An 18,663-nucleotide genomic window follows, 5' to 3' on the forward strand; every position below is an offset into this window, starting at 1 on the left:
TGCTCTGGTTCCCCGGCTGGCCGCCGTGTGCAAGAACATGCTGGTCAACGGCGTCCCGTTCCACACCGCAGCGGATCTTGACTTCCGGGGACCGGTCACGTCGAAGGTGCTTTGCTATCGGCCGCCCCATTTCCTCGTATTTCTCCGTGAGGGTTGAGATGGCCTCCGTACCGCCGAGCCCGTCCAGTTCCACCGTTCGCGTGCCACATCCCGCGTCCGGTTCCCGTGTTGCTCTTGAATCGGTGGATCCGCATGTGTTCTCCCGGCTGTTGGAGGCAGCATGGGAAAACCGCCATGTGCCTGCCGAACTCGCCGCCGAGGCCGCCGCACGTGGAGGCTCCGGACGCCTCGGCATCAAGGATCTGCGCATGCTGTTGATGCGGGCCGCTTCGCTCCCCTCCGCCCAGGCGGCCGTCTCCGGTGCGTGGGCGATCGTCTCGGCACACCCCGAGCTGGCCGCCTCCGTTCTCCACACCCACTGCCAGGACATCGGCATCCCGTCGGCCTTCGTGATCCGCGAGGTGCCCGGTTCGAACCCGCATCTGTTCAGCGCTCAAGCCGGGTGGCGGCAGCCTGGTGTGAACGCCCATGGCGCCGTTGTGACCCGCCCCAGCCGCAAGGCCGCCCATCAGGGCGCTGCGGTGAGCCTGCTGGGACACCTCTGCGGAACCGAGCCGGTCGAGCAGGACAGCACCCTGTCCGGATGGGTGCCGGCGGGCCGATTCTCATCGTCCTCGCCACCAGCCCAGGCCCGGGACGTGTCCTTCCCGACCCGCCTGCAGGAGGCACTGGACCGCCCCCAGATCGCGCCCGCAGAGGTAGCCGAGATCGTGCTGCGGATCAACGCAGGCGAGCTGATCCCGCGCGACCTGCACGCCGTTTTGTTCACCGCACGGGCAGCAGCATGGCAGCCCGCTCGCGAGGCAGCCCTGGCGGCGGCTCACGATCCCGCTGTCGCCGTGGCGCTGCTGACGCTGCATCAGTCACTGCGCTACGGGCCGCCGCCTTCCTACATGGAAGAGGTACGCAAGAGCGAGTCCGGTCCATCGCTGTTCAGGATGCGCGCGACCTGCGTTCTCGACGGGGAGGAGATCAGCGAACTCGGGCCATGGCGCAACAACAAGCGGCAGGCGCGCGGAGCTGCCGTACTCCGGCTGCTGGCCCAGCTGGCCGACCTGCCGGTGCAGGCACCGCTACCGGTTCAGCGCAACGGACCCCGCGCCGTGACGGGCAACGGGCCCGCGCAGGGGAAGAACCCGCAGGAGCAGCTGAAGATACTGGCCGAATCCGGATTGATCAGCGAGCTCGTCTACAAGAGCGCGCCCGGCATCACGGGGCTGGAGCCGCTGTTCGTGTGCGTTGCCGCCTGCGTGCACCGGGGTGAACTGCTCACCGCCACCGGGCGGGGGCTGGGCCGTTCCAGCACACGGCTGACGGCTGCGGGCCAACTGCTGGAGACCGTTCAGCGTGCCGTGAAGGCAGGGCGAGGCCTGCGCCTCGGCCGCATCCCGGTGCCCGAACTCGGCGGCAAGAACCCGCTGATGCTGCTGAACGAACTCAAACAGACCGGCAAGATCAGCGAATTGAGCATCGCGGACCCCGCCAAGGATTCCGCAGGATTCGTCGCACAGATCACCTGCAAGGTCTACGCGGAGTGGCTGGAGACCGTCGGTCACGGCCCCAGCAAGCGCGACGCGCAGCGCCAAGCCGCCGAGGCGATGATCGAATTGCTGGCCACTCCGGCGGAGGGCCAGAGTTGTGACCGCGGTGCTCCCACGGCTCCGGAGCCGGGGACCGCGGCTGCAACCGGCGCTGTGGGCGCCCACCGGAATCCGTCCGGCCCCCTCGCTGGCCGCGATGAGGCGGCAGCCGCCGAGGACGCGCTGGTCGAGCTACTGCGGCGCGGCGTGGACATCACCATTGATCTGCAGGACGGCGCCGGCCGTTTCCTGCTCTACCGGGTCGACGGAACCCCGTTGGAAGCCTCCTGCCACAAGCCGATCAGATGCTGCACGGCCGGACTCGTCCTGCCCGGCGAGGGCATCGCGGTCGGTCCCCGCCCGGTGGAGTGCTGGCAGGTGCCCGTACGGCTGCTGGCCAACGCCTTGGCCCGGACATCCGACAGCGACAGGATGGCCCCATCCGTCCAGCTGTGGCGTCAGGCGATCCATCTGGGGCTGGCCGTGGTGGCCGACGGCCGGGTGTATCCGACGCTGGACAGCCATGGTGCCGACGTGTGGCGCCTGGGCCCGCTCAACGAGCACGAACGCAACCGCGCTCGGCAGTTGCGTCAGGCCATAGGGCCCGCCGCACACTGCGGAGCAGCAACCGACACCCGGCCCTTTCAACTGTGGGCACCGCGCGTCGCGATCCGAGCCGGGCTCGACGCCGTCGCCGAAGCGATACTGCGCGGCCCCGGCACGTCAGCGGTCCTGGGGAACACGCCCTTCGCCAACCCCATTCCGCGGCAGCAGCGCAGCACCGCACTGCACCAGTGGGCCGATCGCGCCGAGGACGATCGCGCCGAGGTACCGCCGGTGGACTTGAAACTGTCCGTACACGCCCCGAAGAAGGCAAGCCCCGACGACACGGAACTGCTGTGGGCCGAGCTGCTGGTCGCCCAGCCCACCGCCCACAACCATCAGCAGCAGCTGTTCCAGCAGGCCGCCAAGGTAGCCGGAGACGAGGCCCTGGTGGGGCACATCCGCCGACGGCTGCGGCGCATCGCCGAGGTGTGGGCACCCGCGGGGCGGCTTCTGGAATGCCCGGTACCTGACCGGTTCACGCTGCTCGCCAGCGAGGCCGTCCTGCTGCTCGGCGCCACACGGGACGAACTCGAACGGGCCGGCCTGAGCGTGCACTGGCCCCAGCAGTGGACCCACCTGCTGCGCACACGAGTCGTGGTCGGGGCAGCGAGCGACTCGTCCGCGGCTGTGCCCCGGCCGCGGTTTTCCCTCGACGACGTGCTGGACGGCCGGTGGCAGATGTCGCTCGGCGACGCCGACCTCTCCGACCAGGAGATGGACGACATCGGCCAGGCACCACGGCCGCTGACCAAGGTCCGCGACCAGTGGGTGATGGTCGACGAAGACACTGCCCGCCGTGCGGCTGACCGTCACATCGGTCCGATCTCGTCAGACCGGGCCCTCCGCGCGTCCCTGACCGGAGCCATCAACATCGACGGGCAGGACATGCCCTGCGAGCCGACTGCCGCTCTCGCCGACCTCGTGGACTTCCTGCGCACCGGCTCCCGCACGACACCCGTCCCCGAGCCGGGAGCCCTGCAGGCAACCCTGCGCGACTACCAACAGCTCGGCCTGGCCTGGCTGGCGAACACCACAGGCGCTGGCTTCGGCGCGATGCTCGCCGACGACATGGGCCTGGGCAAGACCCTAACCGCCCTGGCGCTGCACCTTCACCGCAGGGAAACCACGTCCACCGCCACGGGGGCCACCCTGATCGTCTGCCCGGCCTCTGTCGTCATCAACTGGGAACGCGAAGTCCACCGCTTCGCCCCCACCGTGCCCACCCTGCGCTACCTGGGAGCCGACCGCACCCTCGAAGACGCCACCGCCCGCACGATCGTCATCACCAGCTACGAGACGCTCCGCCGCGACATCGACCTGCTGGCCCTCATGTCCTTCGACCTAGCCGTCGCCGACGAAGCACAGATGGTCAAGAACCACCGAACCGCCACCGCCCGCGCCCTGCGCCGCATCAAGGCCACCGTCCGGGTGGCGCTGACCGGCACCCCGGTCGAGAACAACCTCACCGAGGCGTGGGCCCTCATGGACTGGCTCAACCCCGGACTGTTCGGCACACAGCGCGTCTTCCGCGACCAGTTCGCCCGCCCCATCGAGGACAACATCGCCGATACCGAGCGGACCGCACGGCTGTCCGGCCTCATGAGCGCGTTCATGCTGCGCCGCCGCAAAAGCGACCCGGGCATCCTGAGCGAACTGCCGCCCAAGGACATCCGGCCACGCGTCGTCAGCCTCACCCATGAACAGATCGAGCTCTACCAACAGACCGCCGACGACACGTTCCAGGCGATCCGCGACGCCCAGGGAGTGCACCGCAAAGGCCTGCTGCTGGAGTTGTTCAACAAGCTGCAGCAAATCTGCAACTCGCCTGCCCAGTACCACAAGGACCCCCTCGAAGAGGAATACGACCCCGCGCAGGCGGCATCCCGGTCCGGCAAGATCGGCGCACTCGACGACCTGCTGCCCGCTTTGACAGCGCCCAACGAATCCGCACTGATCTTCACCCGGTACCGGACCATGGCCAAGCTCCTCCTACGACACCTGCGCAGCCACGGCCATGACCCGCTCTACTACAGCGGCGACATCCCCTCCGTACGCGAACGCCAGCGCATCATCGACACCTTCCAGGCCCGCTCCGGCCAGCTCATGGTGATGACCGTCAAAGCCGGCGGCACCGGCCTCACCCTCACCCAGGCCAACCACGTCGTGCTCTTCGACCGCCCCTGGAACCCGGCCAAGGAGAGCCAGGCCATCGACCGCGCCCATCGCCTGGGCCAACAACGCACCGTCACCGTGCACCCGCTCATCACGGAGAACACCCTGGAGGACCGCGTCGACGAGCTTCTCAAGCACAAGCGGGCCCTCGCCGACGCCGTACTCGCCGACGGCTACTCCGCCCTCACCGAACTCACCGACGACCAGATCATCGACCTCATCGCCCTGGGAGCACAACGATGACCCCGAACGCATGGGCCCACACCTGGGAGACCGTCCTGCGCGCCACCATCAACGACGAGACCCTCTGGCTCGCCGGCCACAACGACCTGTCCGCAGGCGGCCTCACCCACCTCACCCTCGAACCCGGCCGAGTCAGCGCCACCGCCACCGACCGCCACCACACCACACCAGCCCACCCGACGATCACCTTCCCGGCCCTCACCGACCACCAGATCACAGCCTGGCACGCAGCCTCACCCAACTGCGGCCACCACCAAGCCATCCGCACCGGCAAGCTCCCCGACTGCCTGACGAACCCGGACCACACCGGCGGCGTTCCCGCCCGGCCCGCATCCGAAGAGATCACCTTGAGCTGCGACTGTGGAAGCTCACCATGTCGCCACATCGCCGCCCTCACCCACGCCGTCACGGCACGCCTGACCAGCCGCCCCGCCGACTTCGCCACGCTGCGCGGACTTCCCGAACACCCCACCCAGCCCCCCACGCCCGGCACGGACCAGCCGGTCACCGCAACCCGCACAACGCCCGGCGGAAAGATCCACATCCCCGCCCACCACGCATGGGCGTGGTACCGCGAATGCGCCGAACCGCCCCTGCTGCCCACCTACACACCCGAGCTGACCGACGAACCAGTGCCCGGCCTCCCGGCTCCCGCAGCTCCTCCCGCACCTGCACCCGATCCAGAGCAGATCCACACACTCATCAGCGACGCCGCGTCACAGGCCCGGGCACACCTGCGGGACGCCTCCCGGCTGGAGTGCGCACTACACGAGGACGCACTCCGCCTCGCCGCAGCAGTCCCCGGCATCCGGCTTCCCGAGACGGCCGAGCGACTGGGCATCGACATCGCTGATCTGCGAGAACAGATCAGGGCGTACACACCCGATACATGCTGACCTGCGGGAATACGTAACGGCGAGGCTCGGGGCCCCAGGCGCAGTGCCGATCACCGACGACACAGGCTTCATCAAGAAGGGCACCACCTCGGCCGGGGTACAGCGCCAGCACTCCGGCACCGCCAGCCGCACGGAGAATCCCCCGGAGGGGGTACAGATCGGCGTCTTCTCCGCCTACTCCTCAACCAGGGGACGTGCACTCGTGGACCGGGAGCTGTCCCTGCCGAAGTCCGGGACCCGGGACGCCAGCCGATGCGCGGCGGCGAAGATCCCCGTCGGGCGGGAGTTCGACACCAAGGGCGGCGGTCTGGCCAAGGCAATGGTGGCCCGGGCGCCAGCCTCACCCCTGCCGATCGCCCGGGCGCCGCGGATTCTGCCTACGGCCAGGAGTGGCGCCTCCGCCGCATGCTGGAAGGGACCGGCGTGGGCTACGTCCTGGCGGTGCCGAAATCCCAGCAGCTTTATGCCCCCTTCGGCCGCATCGACTTCACCATCGCCCAGGCACCCGAGGACGCCTGGGAACGCCTTTCCTGCGGCCACGGTGCGAAGGGACCGCGTGCCTATGACTGGGCCGCCGCACGCCTGCCCGCCGCCCGCCAGCACCTCGCCCGCGAAGGACTCCTCACCGTGCCCCGCAACCACGTCGAGCACCTCGCCCTCAAGGGCGGGGCCGACGACGAGGACCAGAAGCAGCAGACCGGAGGCCGCTTCGCGGGCGAGGTGTGCCGGGGACATCGCCGCGGTGGGTGTTGAACACGGCGGTCGCGGCCGGGATGGTGGCTGCGCCGCCGAGGGCATGTCCCCGCTGAAGGTTCTGCTCGAGGTCAGTGTGAGTGCATTGCGTGTGTCGGCCCAACTGCCCATACCCCTGCACGCCCGTCCGGCGGCTCCGCCTCGACCATCGGACCGGTCACGTTCTCGTCTTTCACGCCCCCACGGTAGGCAGGCATCCTGAGGGAGCCGTGTTGACCCAGCGACACCGGGTCCGGCCTGATCAGATCTACCGGGCCTGCCGTCCCGGGACCAGCACGCGCTTCCGCGTCCTCCTCGTGCCGCGCTGCGGCGGCCGGGTTCTCCTCGCCGACGTGGCCACCGGCCACCACCGGTGGGTCCTCCCGGGCAACCTCCACGCCACCGGGACCGATCCCCGGGTGCGGGCCCGGACCACCGGCTACGCCCTGATCGTCCCGGGACTCCTAGCTCGGACACCAGGGAACAGGTAACCCGCAGGTAGCTCCCGGTTGGGGCCAGGCCCTTGGCTGTTACTCCCCTCGCCGGTCCGGGAATGCGAGCCGCTCCTCAGGTAGCGGGTAGTACACCGATACCTGCGCCACCTCGGGATACTCCCGAAACAGCTCGTCCTCCAGTACGGTCCGGGCAGAGTCGATCGCGTTGACCGCTGCTTCCAGCTTCTTCGCCGGGATCGCTAGCCGCCCCGAGCGGCGGTAGGCGTTGGCGAGCCGGGTGCTCCGGTGGAGGAGTTCGTCACGCACCGACGCGAGGGCCCGGCCCATCTCAACGTGCTCTTCGAAGGTCAATCTCGTCTTCATCGGCTGAGCATCCCACCAACCGGCGCGCGGTACGGCTATCGCTGATCGAGCCTCCGCGCAGGATGGTGGGCCAGTACGCTAGGACCGAGAAGGGAAGCTACTCCTGACCGGGGTGGCGGCCTGGACAGGAGCGCTACGCGGCCCGCCATCGCGGCTAACCCGGCCGGAAGGTCAACGGGTGATGCTGGCGGTCTGCCAGGCGGCGGTGACCTGCCGATAGGTGGTCTGTCAGGCGGTGCCGTCGCGGCCGATGATGTGGGCCGAGACAATCATCCGCACGGCGGGTGGGTCCAGGGTGAGCACGGCCAGGATGCGACGCCGATCGTCTCGGCCGCGATTCAGTAGGCGGTGGTGTCCAGCAGGTAGGTGCCCGGCGGGTGAAGGTCCGCAGCTCGGGCCACCCAGGTGCAGGACGCCGGGCAGGTGCGGTGCGTCGGTGATCCAGGACGGATCGGCATGAAGCACGTCGGCGCTGACAGGAGATGGAACGAGAGCATGACCGACCTTTACCAGCTACTCCAGAGCCCGGCCCCGCTCAACCCCCTCGGCCAGGCCCACACCAGCCACCAGCCCCGACCCGTCCCACCTCTTGGCGGGGTGGAGTGTCTGCGCGGCAGGTGGTGAGGTCGATGTGAGTGAGGCGGTGTTCGGGCCAGGTGGAGGTGATGAGGTGGGATTCGGCCAGGACGAGGACGCATGTGGTGCCGTGGGGGCGGAAGGGGACGGCAAGTTCGCCGCGGATGTGGGTGCCGAGCAGGTCGGCGGCTTTCCGCATGGCGGTGATGAGCTCGTCGGGGCCGGGATCGGGGCGGGCGCAGTCGAGCAGGTCGTAGGCGACGCAAATCATGGTCGTCATGCCGGTACGCCGGCGTGACGGGGGGCGCCGGACAGCAGGGTGGTGAGGTAGTCGGTGGTGTAGGAGCGGTGGAGGCGTGCGGGTTCGGCGGCCCAGCGGCGGGCTTCGTTCCACAGGGTGGTCAGGGCATGGTCGCCGTGGTGGTCGAGCAGGAGGTCGAGGTCCAGGAAAGCGCCGGGCAGGTCGGTGTAGTCGCGGCCGTAGCGCACGTAGAGGGTTTTGGAGAGTTTGCCGCCGGTGCGGTCCAGGATCATCGGGGTGAAGATGCTGACCGGCCAGCGGTGCGGCGGGATGCCGAGCAGGGCCAGGGCGGGGGCGAGGACGTGGGCGTGCCAGGCGCCGCCCCAGTCGGCTCCGTCGATGGAGATGGGACAGGCGTGGTGGGTGTCGCGTTCGGCGGCCAGCAGGTAGCCCTTCTGGATGGAGCGGATGGGGGTGTTGGCGTCGTACCAGCCGCCGGTGCCGTGGATGTCGATCGTCTCGCGGTAGGTGCCGTGGTGGGGGCAGGCGGAGTCGAGGTGGATGGCGTGGTCGTCGGCAGTGATGCGCAGGTCGGTGGCGGCTTTGTCCATCAGTCGGCACTCGGGGCAGCGCGGGCGGATCCGCAGTTCGGCCGCGGCGGTGTCGTCGAAGGCGGGGGTGGTGCGGATGTCGATGTTGAGGGTGCACAGGTCGGGTGTGACGGAGTAGCCCTGGCCGGCGGTGATGGCGGTGACGGTCACTTTGCCGGGCAGGGGGAAGTCGTCGCCGGGGTCGGGGAGGCGTTCGGCGTGGAGTTCGCGGATGAGGTGGGCGGCCTTGTCGATGGCGTTGGGGGTGGTCTTGCTGCCGCCGGAGTGGGAGGAGTGGCCGCGCACGTGGACTTGGGCGCGGTGGACGCCACGGCCGCCGATGACGAGGTGGTCGGTGCCGGGATATCCGATCATGACGCCCGCGACGTCGGTGGGGGCGTCGGGGCTGTGGAAGTAGCGTTTGGCGCCGCCGAAGCCGCCGGTGTGCTCGTCGAGGTCGAACAGCAGGGTCAGGGTGCCGTGGAGGTGTTCGGCGTGGTGGGTGAGGCGGGCGGCGATGTGGCAGAAGACGGCGACGGCGGCCTTGGAGTCCGAGCTGCCGCGTCCCCACAGCCAGCCGTCTTGGAGATGGCCGGAGGCAGGGGGGTGGGTCCAGGCGGTCTCGTCGCCGTAGGGGGCGGTGTCCAGGCATGCGTCCAGGACCCATCGCGGGCCGGGGCGGGTGCCGGTGATGTCGGCGGTGATGGCGACGGGAGCGCCGGAGGCGTCGTGCAGGATGCGGGGGGTGAGGTGGTGGCCGCGCATCCAGGTGCTGAGCGCGGTGATGATCGCCTCGTAGGGGTCGATGCCGGCGCGGCTGGGGATGCGCACGAGGGCCTGGGTGAGTTCCAGGACGCTGTCGTGGTCTTCTTTGGCCCAGGTCAGCACCAGCGCGGGGTCGGGAAGGGGGGCGGTGTGGCTCATGGCGTGTCCTGCTTTCGCTGGCCGGGGAGTGAGGAGGCGAGCCGGGTGAGGGCGTGGGGGGTTTCGATCCGCTGGGCGGCGGCGTAGCACTGGCGGGCGGGGTCGCTGAGGCGCCCGGCCGCGTGGGGGGCGAGCAGGACTCCGGAGTCGAAGGCGTAGGCGGAGGTCAGGGAAGGGATCGGCGCGACGGCGGCGTTCTCGGAGGCGACGAAGAACCGCTCAGGGGTGTCGCGGTCGGCGGGGATCACGCCGAGGTGAAGGGTTTTCAGGCCCAAGCTGCGGTCACCGGGGTCGCGCAGGGCCAGCAGACGGGCAAGGTGCGCGGTGAGTTCGGCGTGGCGGGGCGGGCCGAAGAGGATGCGGTAATGGATCAGCTCGGGCCGTTCGGCCAGGACGGTCTCGATGGTCTGGAGGTAGGTGGCGTCGCGGGAACGCGAGCCCGTGATGGCCAGGTACTGCTGGGCGCCGCGGACGACGGCGACCATCGCCTGCCGCAGTTCTCGGTGGCCGGCCAGGAGGGTGGGTGCCTGGCCGGCTGCGGTCAGCGGGAGGTCCTGATGGGCGAAGAGCACGTCGGGCGGCTGGCTGTAGTAGTGGGACAGCAGGGTGCGGTAGCGGATGCTGGTTGTGTGCCGGCCGCGTTCCCAGCCGGAGAGCATGCTGGGGGTGACGCCGCTGGAGCCGCCCGGGGAGGTGCGGTCAAGGTCGGCGCAGACCTGTTCGAGGGTGGCGGGGATGGCCAGGCGGGCGCGCCGGAGCGGGCTGTCGGTCGTGCTGGTGCGGCGGGTGGACGGCAGCGCGCGGCTCCCCTTCCCCTGGCGTGCACCTGGCTGCGGTCGGCAGCTGCGACAGGGTCAGCCGACCGGTGCCGGCTGCGGGAGTGTCATCTGCCGCAGGAGGGGCCCAGCGGCCATCTGGCGGCAGACGCGGGTCCACTGGGGACTGCGGGAGATCAGGGTGTAGCCCTGGGGCGGGTGGAAGGCGCCGAGGATGTCGGGGAGCCGGGCGGCGGTGAGGCCTTCGTGCTCGCGGACGCCGCGGGTCGGCAGGGCGGAGCCGCGCGGCAGGTCCTTGAGGTAGTCCAGGACGGAGTCGCCGTTGCCGGGCCGGGCCTGCTCGGCGATGGCGGCGATCCGCTCGGGGGAGTCGACGACGGCCGGGTCGAGGTCGATGACCGCCGCGAGGCGGGAGACCGGGGCGGTCAGGTACACATACCAGGTCACCGCCCGGCCGGTCAGGAACCGGCGGCGGAACTCATGGCGTTTCAGCCCTTGCCAGATCAGGTCGTAGTACTGGGGATTGAGCGACATCAGCACCGGCTCGGGCGGCGCTTGAGGGGCGTCGAACAGTGCGTCCACTGGGCTCCTTCGCATCGGGTCTGCGGCCCGTCCGCCGGTCGCTGTGACGGGTTGTGCGGTGACCAAATGTAGCGGGAGATTACCGGCGGGCGCCTGCCCGCCGTGTGCGGCGGCCGGTGAACAAGGGATGGCAACGCGATGCGCAACTCCCGTGCGCAACCAGTGAGCTGGGCCGACCACCACCCAAGCCGGGACCCTGAGTGCATCACCGGCTACCTGTTGTCAGGAGGTAAGGGTTGTGCGTCCGTCCCGTTCCCTGAACCTGATCGGTTTCCCCCGCGAATCGTGCCCCGCCGAGCGCCGCACCCTGCTGACGCCGACCACCGCCCGGGCGCTGACGGCGGCCGGCATGACGCCGATCGCCGAGCAGGGAATCGGCGCCGGGATCGGCTGCCGTGACGCCGACCTGGCCGCGGCCGGCGTGCGGTTCGCCCCCGCCGGGGACGTATGGAGCGCGCGGCTGCTGCTGCGCTACAAGAGCCCCGACCCGGGGGATGTCCGGCGTCTGGTGCCAGGGCAGGCGATCGCCGCGCTCTTCCACGCCGAGGGCGACCCCGCGCTGCTGGCCGCGCTGACGTGCGCGAAAGTGACCGCCTACAGTTTCGAGTTCCTTGCCGAGCACGGCCGTTTCCCCCTCGCGACGGCCGGCGGGGTCATCGCGGGGATCCAGGCAGTGCACGCCGGAGTATCCGCGCTGCAGCACCCGGCCGGCCGCGGCGTGCTGCTGGGCGGCGTGCCCGGCGCCGAGCGGGCACATGTGGTGGTGATCGGCTCGGGAAACGTCGGCATGGCCGCCGCCCGGACCGCCGCTGCGCTGGAGGCGCGCGTCACCGTCCTGGCCCACATCCCCGCCTCGGCCGCCGCCTACCGCGCCCGCGCCCCCCACGGTGTCGACGTCATGGTCAACCCCCCCAGCGCGCTGGCCCAGTTGCTGCCGACAGCCGATCTGGTGATCGGCGCGATCCTGGTCTCGACCTACGACACCCCGCCCATGATCACCGAAGCCGAGGTGGCGCGGATGCGTCCCGGGGCGGTGATCGTGGACGCCACCTGCGGCTACGGCCCCGGCTACCTGCCCACCGCCGGCCCCGCGCAACAGCCGGGCGACCCGCCCCGCATCGTCGGCGGCGTGCTGCACGTGAAGCTCGACGCCCTGCCCGCGCTCGTGCCGGTGACCGCGGCCCACGCCTACACCACCGCCGCCGCGCCGTATCTGGTGCGGATCGCCCGCCATGCGCTGCACCGCCGCCCCGACCCGGCAGCCGAGAGCGCGGTCATCGTGCGGGACGGCGCGCTGGTCCACCCGGTGTGCCGGCAGCACGCCGGCTTCTACCGGATGGAGGTCCCGGCATGAGCCCGGCGTCCGCCCGCCAGGTGACCGCCGGCTACACCCAGCGGGCCGCGTTCGCCCGCGCCGAGCCGCCCCCGCCACCGCCCGCATTGCTGCCGCACCTGCTGTCCGCCATCCGCCACGTCGCCGAAGCCCCCGCCGGAGCGGGGCACTTCCTGCCCGCCTACACCCGCGCCGGAGCGCAGGTCACGCTCGTCGACGCCTGCCAGGCCATGCTCACCGCCGCCGCGCAACGCGCTGCCGACAGCGGGCTGCCGCCCCGGGCCCTCCACCTGCACCACGCCCTCCTGCAGGACCTGCAGCCGCTGGAGGGCGTCGACGGCCTGGTGGTGCCCAACGCCGCGGTCAACCAGCTCGCCGCGCAAAGCAGCCTGACGCAGACCCTCGCCACCCTGCGCGCCCTTCTGCCCGACGGGGCCCGGCTGCTCATCCAGGCCCTGTGTACCCGCCCCGGCCCGACGGCGGACGCCTGCGCCTTCTACGACTCCGCCTGGCCGGACGGTACCTGGCGTGCCGACCGCCGCCTGGACCCCGCCAAGGCGGCCGGCGCGCTGTGGCGGCAGCGCCGACAGCACCACACCGGCGCCGGTGTGGTGGGCATCGACTTCGCCTACCTGGACGCTGCAGGAACGCCCTTGCACACCACCAGCATCGAGCTGCGCCTGATCCCCGCCGATGCCCTGGGCGCCGCCCTGCGCACCGCGGGATTCCGCGCCCGGCGGGTGCTGCCCGGCTCCGGAGGCCGGATGACGGAAATCCTGGCCACCGCCACGGGCCCCACGCCATGACCCGTCCGGCCACCGCGCCCGCCGCGGACGCCTACTGGCAGCGCCACTACGCCGGAGCCTTCCGCTTCGGCGAGGGCACCGAAGACATCCTCGCCGCCCTCACCCACCTGCCCCCGGCCGCCTCGTGGGCCGATCTCGGCTCCGGGTCCGAATCTCTGCTGTGGGCCGGCGCGCTGCGCGCCGGCCGGCTCACGGCCGTCGACGCCGACCCCGCCCGCCTGGCCCTCCTAGCCCGCTTCGCCGCCCGCGCACGCCCCCGGCCCGTCCACCGCCCCCGAAAAAAAGCTCCACACGATGTGTCCTCCTGGCGGTGGGGCGGGGAATAGGAAAAAAGACGCCCCCCCCCCCCCCGGCAGGCCCCCCCCCCCCGGCGGGGCGGAAAAAAACCGCCCCCGCCCCCGCCGCTCCAGAGCTGATCCGCACGGGCCCTGGAGGCGCGCGGCGGGGCGCGACCCGGGCTGGCACGCACCCGCGCAAAGGCACGCGCGTCAGGCCCTATAGCTGACGGTCCCTTCCGCTCCCGTTCAGCCGCTGACCGGAGCCGGTCACCGCTGGGCCGCGGACTCCCCAACGACCACGTCCTGCAGCTTTCGCTGCCGAACTGGCCCGGGGCTGAGCCGGATCGAGCCGGACCGGCTTCGCGGTGCCCATCACGCAGTTCGACAATCCCGTGCCGACCTGACTCGCTGTGGGCGGCACAGAGCGGCGCCAGCGAGGGGCATGGATGGTGGAACCCGAGGCCCCCATTTGCCCGCAGTGATGACCGGTCCAGGGCAACTGCCCAAGCTTGGAGGCGACTGCCTGTCCGTCTCGGTCACCAACCGTCTGGTGCGACGGACTTGGACGACTGCATCTGGCAGACGCGACCCACATCGGGATACGCCGTCACGTTCTCTTCCGCCCGTGATCTGATCGGATTTGATCGAGCGCCCGAATCTGGTCGCCCAGGAGCATCGAGCACTGCGGGCGCGCCTGTACCGCGATTCTTTCTGCCTGGGTGGCCGGATTCTGCATTTCGGCTCGTGTGATTACACGGTGACCAGCGCAAGGCGCTACGGTGCCCATACGCAGGGCCCCGGCGGTAGTCAGCCTTGACCGGGGCCCTGCCAGTTCATTCGAGACCGAAAGAGAAACCTAGTGCTCGAACGTAATTCCGAGCCCGGCCCCGTGGGGCCTGACTCATCCCGTGACGTTAGCAGCGGATCCCGCGATGGGATGGAACTGCTTGCGACGTACTGCAGCGTGCCGGCAGGAGCGATGACACTCCCTCTGATCGCCGTCGTCGTGGCCACCGGGGCCTGGCGGGACCCTCTCGCCTGGTGTCTGGTCAGCGGGGTCGCAGGTAGCCTCCGACCTGCATATTTCTCATACCGGCGGGTCCGCCGGTTCTGACCGGCGCCATCGCCGACGCGACACCTTCACGGTCCGCGCCGACGGAAGATTCCCGTCGGCGCGGGCTGGAGACACGCCGGGAACAACACTTTTCGTCCCGTCGGGTGTCGTGAGCATGAGCACGTGCCGAGAATAAAAACACGGGAGGGACTTTGACGGCGGCCGAAATGCCTGCCGAGAGGAAGTGCCGGTCATGCAGGAAGCCGGTGCCCCAGAACATGCGTGGCAGACCGAAGCTGTACTGCGATGCGGTATGCCGAAGGCGCGCCGCACGGAAACGGGGACAAATCAACGAAAAGGAGCCATTGCCGGGTATGCGCCTGGGGAAGTCGGTCGCCCGCGATCTGGTGGTGCTCGCCCTGCGCCTATCAGCAGCTGAGGAAGAAGAGCGGGATCTGAACGACCTGCTGAAACTGGCGCGGAGTCTGTCCCGGGGCGTGGAGGCCTTCCAGGCGGCGGCGGTGCAGGACGCTCGCGACGAGGGTGCCACCTGGGGTGATGTGGCTCAGGCGGCGGCTCTCGGCTCAGCGACGGCTCGCGCCCGCTGGCCGGCAGGCGACGTCACGCGTCGGCTGAAGAAGTGGGAGGCGGAGATGGACCTCCCCCGGACTCCAGACCGGGGGCACAAGGAAAGCGCGGGGCTGGACGGGACGGCGAGCGGAGCAGACGCTGCGGCACGCGCGCGGGAGGGGGTGCGCAGGGCTTTGGCTCAGTTGCACGAGGTCAAGGGAACTCCCCAGTCTGACTTGTCGCAGGTTCTGGAGGTCTCGACGTCGTACGTGTCCAGGATTTTCAGTGGTGAGCGTCTGCCGGACTGGCGGCTGCTGTGCACGCTGGTGGAGACGCTGGGAGGCGAGCCGGCCGACCTGCGGGTGCTGTGGGAAGTCGCCAAAGGCTTCACGCCGCCCAGACGCTGGCCACGGGAGGAGGCGATGACCCGGCTGCACTCGGTGCTGCGCGGGCTGCACATTGCCGCCGGCCGGCCTGCTGTGGCGGTCATCAGGCAGCGGGCAGATGTTGCGCTGGCCGAGGATCTGATCGAGCGGATGCTGTCGGGCCGGGAGGTGCCGGACTGGGAGACCGTGTCGGTATTGATCAAGGCTCTCAACGGCCATCCGGAAGATTTCGCAGGGCTGTGGCAGGACGTCGATTACAACGTCCTGATCGCCAGCGACGGTGGCGGCAGCACCGGGGCGGTCATGCCGGTGACGAGTCGGCGGGCGCGGCGCGGCCGACGCCCCGGCGGGCCGGAGCGCAGCAGACGGTGAGCGTGACGTTCATTCCTCTCCCGACTGTCGAGAAAGGATAGGCATGCCGTCGTCACGTGTCGGACTCTCCTCCTGCGGCGGGCGGTTGGTTCCCCACGTCGCGGCAGGTGTTCCGGGGGTACGGCTGCGGCTGCCGGTGGACTTCGCCGCCTTCTGCCAGCTGCACCGCGAGCGCTATCTGCGCTACTGCCAGGTCCGGTTGGGCGATACGGACTTGGCATGTGTGGTACTGGAGGGCACGCTGGGTGAGCTGGCGATGTGTTGGGGGTCGGCGTTGTCCAGTTCACCGGCCGCGGTGGGCTGGCGTCTGCTCAACGAGCGGGTCACCTCCGCAGCCCGCTCGGCCGGCCGTCTGGATCCCGTGCACCGGCTGCTGCCTGCGCCGCAGGCCGATGTGGTGCTGCTGCACCGGTGGCTGGGGCTCAGTGTCCCGGAGACGGCCGACGTGACCGGGCTGGGCGTGCAGGACGTGCTCTGGCACCTGCTGGCGGCGCAAAAGCGCCTCCCTGCCGGTACGCCTGCTCCCTAGTGTTGCCGGGCTCGTGCCCACCGTCCCGGGCAGCCGCCGGGGTGTGCGCCGTGGCAGGCGCACACCCGGCTGGCTCCGCAGTGTACCCGCGTGCTTCCGGGCATCGCGCTGGTTTCGCCCTTTTCCCCGTCAACTCGGCTGTCGCCGCCCTAGCATGGGCGTTCCGCGTACCGTTCACACACGGCGAACCAGACGGAGGCCCGACCCCTGCATGGATCACACTGCCCTGCCCGTTTCCGCCCCTCGTAGCGCTGTGCCCAGTATCGCCCGTATGGAGAACTATCTCCTCGGCGGCAAGGATCACTACCAGATCGACCGGCAGGCGTGCTGGCGTCTCCTGGCTCTGGCCCCGGCCGCCCGCGCGGCAGCCACGGCCTGCCGGCACTTCCTGCGGCGTGCCGTGCGCATGCTCGCCGCAGAGCGGGACCTGCGCCAGTTCATCGACTTCGGCTGTGGCCTGCCGGACTTGGACAACACCCACGATGCCGCCCGGCGGGCGGCAGATGACGTGCGAACGGTCTACGTGGACGATGATCCGGTGATCGCCGCCCACGGCCGGGCACGCATGGAACCGGACGAGCACGCAGTCGTGGTGCGTGCCCGTCTCGGCGACCTCGATGCGGTCCTGGAACATCCCGATGTGCGCCCGCTTATCGATCCCCGAAAGCCCATCGCCGTACTGCTGGTGTCCGTGCTGCACCGCATCCCCGATGACGACGACCCGGCCCGCATGGTCAGGGATATCGCCAGCCGCCTGGCCCCCGGCAGCGCCATGGTGATCAGCCACCTAGTCAGCGATGTCGACACCGTGCGCGCTCAGGTCACCGACCTCATGCTGGGATGCACCGGCGGCCGTTGGGGGCGAGTCAGGACCCGGCGGGAGGTCGAAACGCTGTTCCAGCCGCTTCATGTGCTTCCGCCCGGCGTGGTGGATGTCTGCGGCTGGCATCCGGATCCGCTGCTGTCGCCGCCTGCGGCGACGGGCGGTCAGTGGATGGAGTACGGCGGCGTCGCGGAGATCCGCTGACCGGCGGCGCCCCGCACGGCCCGCGGCTCCGTCCTTCGTACCCCAGCGGCACCCGCCCTCAGAGCACACTCCACGGGCGATGCGGGACATGATTCGCAGCCCAGGAAGCCCCGAGGACCCTGGTCCCGGCATACTGCTCGGCATCAGGTGCGGAAGCGTGCAATCGCGCTCTCGATCAGGGCACGGCTGTCACGTTTCGTCATGGCCACCGCGCTCAGATTGTCCAGGATCCGCATGTGCGTCTCAGTGCGGGAGGCTTCGTCGAGGTACTCCGCACTATCCGTCCGCTCGAGGTAGACAACGTCTGGCAGGTCTGGCGCCTGGAAGCGCAGCATGGTGATCGGGACTCCCGCATGGGCAGGGATGTCCGCGTCGAACGGCAGGACCTGCACGATGACGTTGGGCCGCTTCATCATGGTGAGCACGTGCTCCAGCTGCTCAATCATCACCTTCTTGCCGCCAACCCTGCGCCACAGCACGGATTCGTCGATCACCACCCACAGCTTTAGCGCGCCGTGTGGGCGCGTCAGCGCCTCCTGCCGTGTCTTGCGGAACGTGATCCGCCGACCGATTTCCTCGTTCTGGGCCAGCGGCACCCCAGCCTGCATCAGGGCGCGCGCATACCCTTCAGTCTGCAGCAGTCCGGGCATGTGGAAGGCCTCGAAGACACGCACTATCGACGCCGAGGACTCCAGCCCCACGAACAGCTCGAACCACCCGGGCACCAGGTCCTGGTAGGCCAGCCACCAGCCCCGCTGATTGGCACGCCAGACCAACTCCTGGACATCGGCCAGCATTCGCGGATCGCCCTCGCCGTAGAAGGCCAGGAGCTTGGCCACTTCCTGCCCCGAGAGCTGGAAGCGGCCCCGCCCCGTCTCCAGACGGCTGATCTTGGTCACCGAGCAGCCCAGATGCCGGGCAGCCGCCCTCGCCGGCACTCCCTTCTGCTCACGTCTGCCGCGCAGCATGAGACCCAGTCCCATCCTGAGCACGGTCGGCGTGCTGGTCGCCTGCTCCAGCAGACCGGCCATCGACACGATCCTGGCTGGCTCGGAAACCATTCCTCGTACTCCTTGGGGTCGTGAGACTCAACAGCCCCCATGCAGGTCACCGCATCGGGACATGGCAGACACTCAGAGTCGCACAACTCGCGGAGCGCTCACAGCAGGTCGTCGAATTCCCCCTTTTTGACCCCGTCCACGAACGCGGCGAACTCCTCCGGCGTGTAGACCAGGGCTGGCCCGTGCGGGTCGCGCGAGTTACGGAAGGCCGCTCCCCCGCCAGCCAACGCCGCAAGCTCCACGCAATTGCCCAGGGCACTGCTCGCACCGCTCTTGCGCCAGACGACCCCATCGATCAACCGCGCCGGCACACCGTTGGCATATTCCTCTGCCATAACTCACTCCCTCATGCCGAACTCCCAGCAGCTCGCCGGGCAGTAATGAAACATAT

The 18,663-nt window shown here is 70.0% G+C and carries 16 protein-coding genes and 1 pseudogene; 10 read left to right on the top strand and 7 right to left on the bottom strand.

The features are described 5' to 3' along the window. The first annotated feature begins 242 nt into the window (after positions 1-242). The 4 genes and pseudogenes from BN2279_RS08350 (at position 243) to BN2279_RS08365 (ending at position 6,840) form a co-directional block, all read left to right on the top strand. The gene (locus BN2279_RS08350; protein WP_234347621.1) at positions 243-4,721 is read left to right on the top strand and encodes an SNF2-related protein; all 4,479 of its coding nucleotides are present in this window, start codon (positions 243-245) and stop codon (positions 4,719-4,721) included. After that, positions 4,718-5,617: a hypothetical protein gene (locus BN2279_RS08355; RefSeq protein WP_059007991.1), complete on the top strand. Its 900-nt coding sequence runs from the start codon at positions 4,718-4,720 to the stop codon at positions 5,615-5,617. The genes BN2279_RS08350 and BN2279_RS08355 overlap by 4 nt, the downstream gene beginning before the upstream one ends. Then, positions 5,616-6,208: pseudogene (locus tag BN2279_RS31705) on the top strand (IS701 family transposase); the annotation flags it as partial. The gene BN2279_RS08355 and the pseudogene BN2279_RS31705, both read left to right, overlap by 2 nt. Positions 6,209-6,582: 374 nt before the next feature. Further along, positions 6,583-6,840 carry a hypothetical protein gene (locus tag BN2279_RS08365; protein WP_159037136.1) on the top strand — a complete coding sequence of 86 codons (258 nt, stop codon included), beginning with the start codon at positions 6,583-6,585 and terminating at the stop codon, positions 6,838-6,840. A gap of 39 nt (positions 6,841-6,879) precedes the next feature. On the opposite strand, the gene BN2279_RS08370 is transcribed toward BN2279_RS08365, so the two are convergent. From BN2279_RS08370 to BN2279_RS08390, 5 genes are all read right to left on the bottom strand, one after another. Further along, positions 6,880-7,167, bottom strand: a complete 288-nt coding sequence (locus tag BN2279_RS08370; RefSeq protein WP_159037137.1) for a hypothetical protein — start codon at positions 7,165-7,167, stop codon at positions 6,880-6,882. 535 nt (positions 7,168-7,702) lie between these two features. Next, positions 7,703-8,023, bottom strand: coding sequence for an S-adenosylmethionine decarboxylase family protein (locus BN2279_RS08375; protein ID WP_199827670.1), 321 nt, complete (start codon positions 8,021-8,023; stop codon positions 7,703-7,705). Next, entirely contained in the window at positions 8,020-9,498 is a 1,479-nt protein-coding gene (locus tag BN2279_RS27425; protein WP_079031982.1) for a M20 family metallopeptidase, read from the bottom strand. Before BN2279_RS27425 ends, BN2279_RS08375 begins: the two co-directional genes overlap by 4 nt. Then, positions 9,495-10,157, bottom strand: coding sequence for an XRE family transcriptional regulator (locus BN2279_RS29820; protein WP_199827671.1), 663 nt, complete (start codon positions 10,155-10,157; stop codon positions 9,495-9,497). The genes BN2279_RS27425 and BN2279_RS29820 overlap by 4 nt, the downstream gene beginning before the upstream one ends. A 195-nt stretch (positions 10,158-10,352) precedes the next feature. Then, positions 10,353-10,856, bottom strand: coding sequence for a hypothetical protein (locus tag BN2279_RS08390; RefSeq protein WP_199827672.1), 504 nt, complete (start codon positions 10,854-10,856; stop codon positions 10,353-10,355). Between the two features lie 238 nt (positions 10,857-11,094). Here BN2279_RS08390 and BN2279_RS08395 point away from each other — a divergent pair, with 238 nt between their 5' ends. The 6 genes from BN2279_RS08395 to BN2279_RS08420 all read left to right on the top strand — a co-directional run bounded on the left by BN2279_RS08395 (position 11,095) and on the right by BN2279_RS08420 (position 17,211). Further along, on the top strand, positions 11,095-12,210 hold the full coding sequence (locus BN2279_RS08395; RefSeq protein ID WP_059007999.1) for an NAD(P)-dependent oxidoreductase: 1,116 nt from the start codon (positions 11,095-11,097) through the stop codon (positions 12,208-12,210). Beyond that, the gene (locus BN2279_RS08400) at positions 12,207-12,995 is read left to right on the top strand and encodes a methyltransferase domain-containing protein (RefSeq protein WP_059008001.1); all 789 of its coding nucleotides are present in this window, start codon (positions 12,207-12,209) and stop codon (positions 12,993-12,995) included. The genes BN2279_RS08395 and BN2279_RS08400 overlap by 4 nt, the downstream gene beginning before the upstream one ends. After that, positions 12,992-13,321 carry a hypothetical protein gene (locus tag BN2279_RS28475; RefSeq protein WP_059008003.1) on the top strand — a complete coding sequence of 110 codons (330 nt, stop codon included), beginning with the start codon at positions 12,992-12,994 and terminating at the stop codon, positions 13,319-13,321. Before BN2279_RS08400 ends, BN2279_RS28475 begins: the two co-directional genes overlap by 4 nt. A gap of 1,380 nt (positions 13,322-14,701) precedes the next feature. Beyond that, positions 14,702-15,655, top strand: coding sequence for a helix-turn-helix domain-containing protein (locus BN2279_RS08410; protein WP_059008005.1), 954 nt, complete (start codon positions 14,702-14,704; stop codon positions 15,653-15,655). 43 nt (positions 15,656-15,698) lie between these two features. Beyond that, positions 15,699-16,184 (top strand): RNA polymerase sigma factor, encoded by a 486-nt coding sequence (locus BN2279_RS08415; RefSeq protein ID WP_159037138.1) that lies wholly within the window; start codon positions 15,699-15,701, stop codon positions 16,182-16,184. A 211-nt stretch (positions 16,185-16,395) separates the two neighbouring features. Beyond that, positions 16,396-17,211, top strand: a complete 816-nt coding sequence (locus BN2279_RS08420; RefSeq protein WP_059008010.1) for an SAM-dependent methyltransferase — start codon at positions 16,396-16,398, stop codon at positions 17,209-17,211. Between the two features lie 143 nt (positions 17,212-17,354). On the opposite strand, the gene BN2279_RS08425 is transcribed toward BN2279_RS08420, so the two are convergent. Next, positions 17,355-18,242 carry a helix-turn-helix domain-containing protein gene (locus tag BN2279_RS08425; protein WP_159037140.1) on the bottom strand — a complete coding sequence of 296 codons (888 nt, stop codon included), beginning with the start codon at positions 18,240-18,242 and terminating at the stop codon, positions 17,355-17,357. Between the two features lie 128 nt (positions 18,243-18,370). Next, complete coding sequence (locus BN2279_RS08430; RefSeq protein ID WP_059008014.1) at positions 18,371-18,607, bottom strand: DUF397 domain-containing protein; 237 nt, start codon at positions 18,605-18,607, stop codon at positions 18,371-18,373. Between the last annotated feature and the right edge of the window lie 56 nt (positions 18,608-18,663).

The organism is Streptomyces specialis (genome assembly GCF_001493375.1).
Taxonomy (GTDB): domain Bacteria; phylum Actinomycetota; class Actinomycetes; order Streptomycetales; family Streptomycetaceae; genus Streptomyces; species Streptomyces specialis.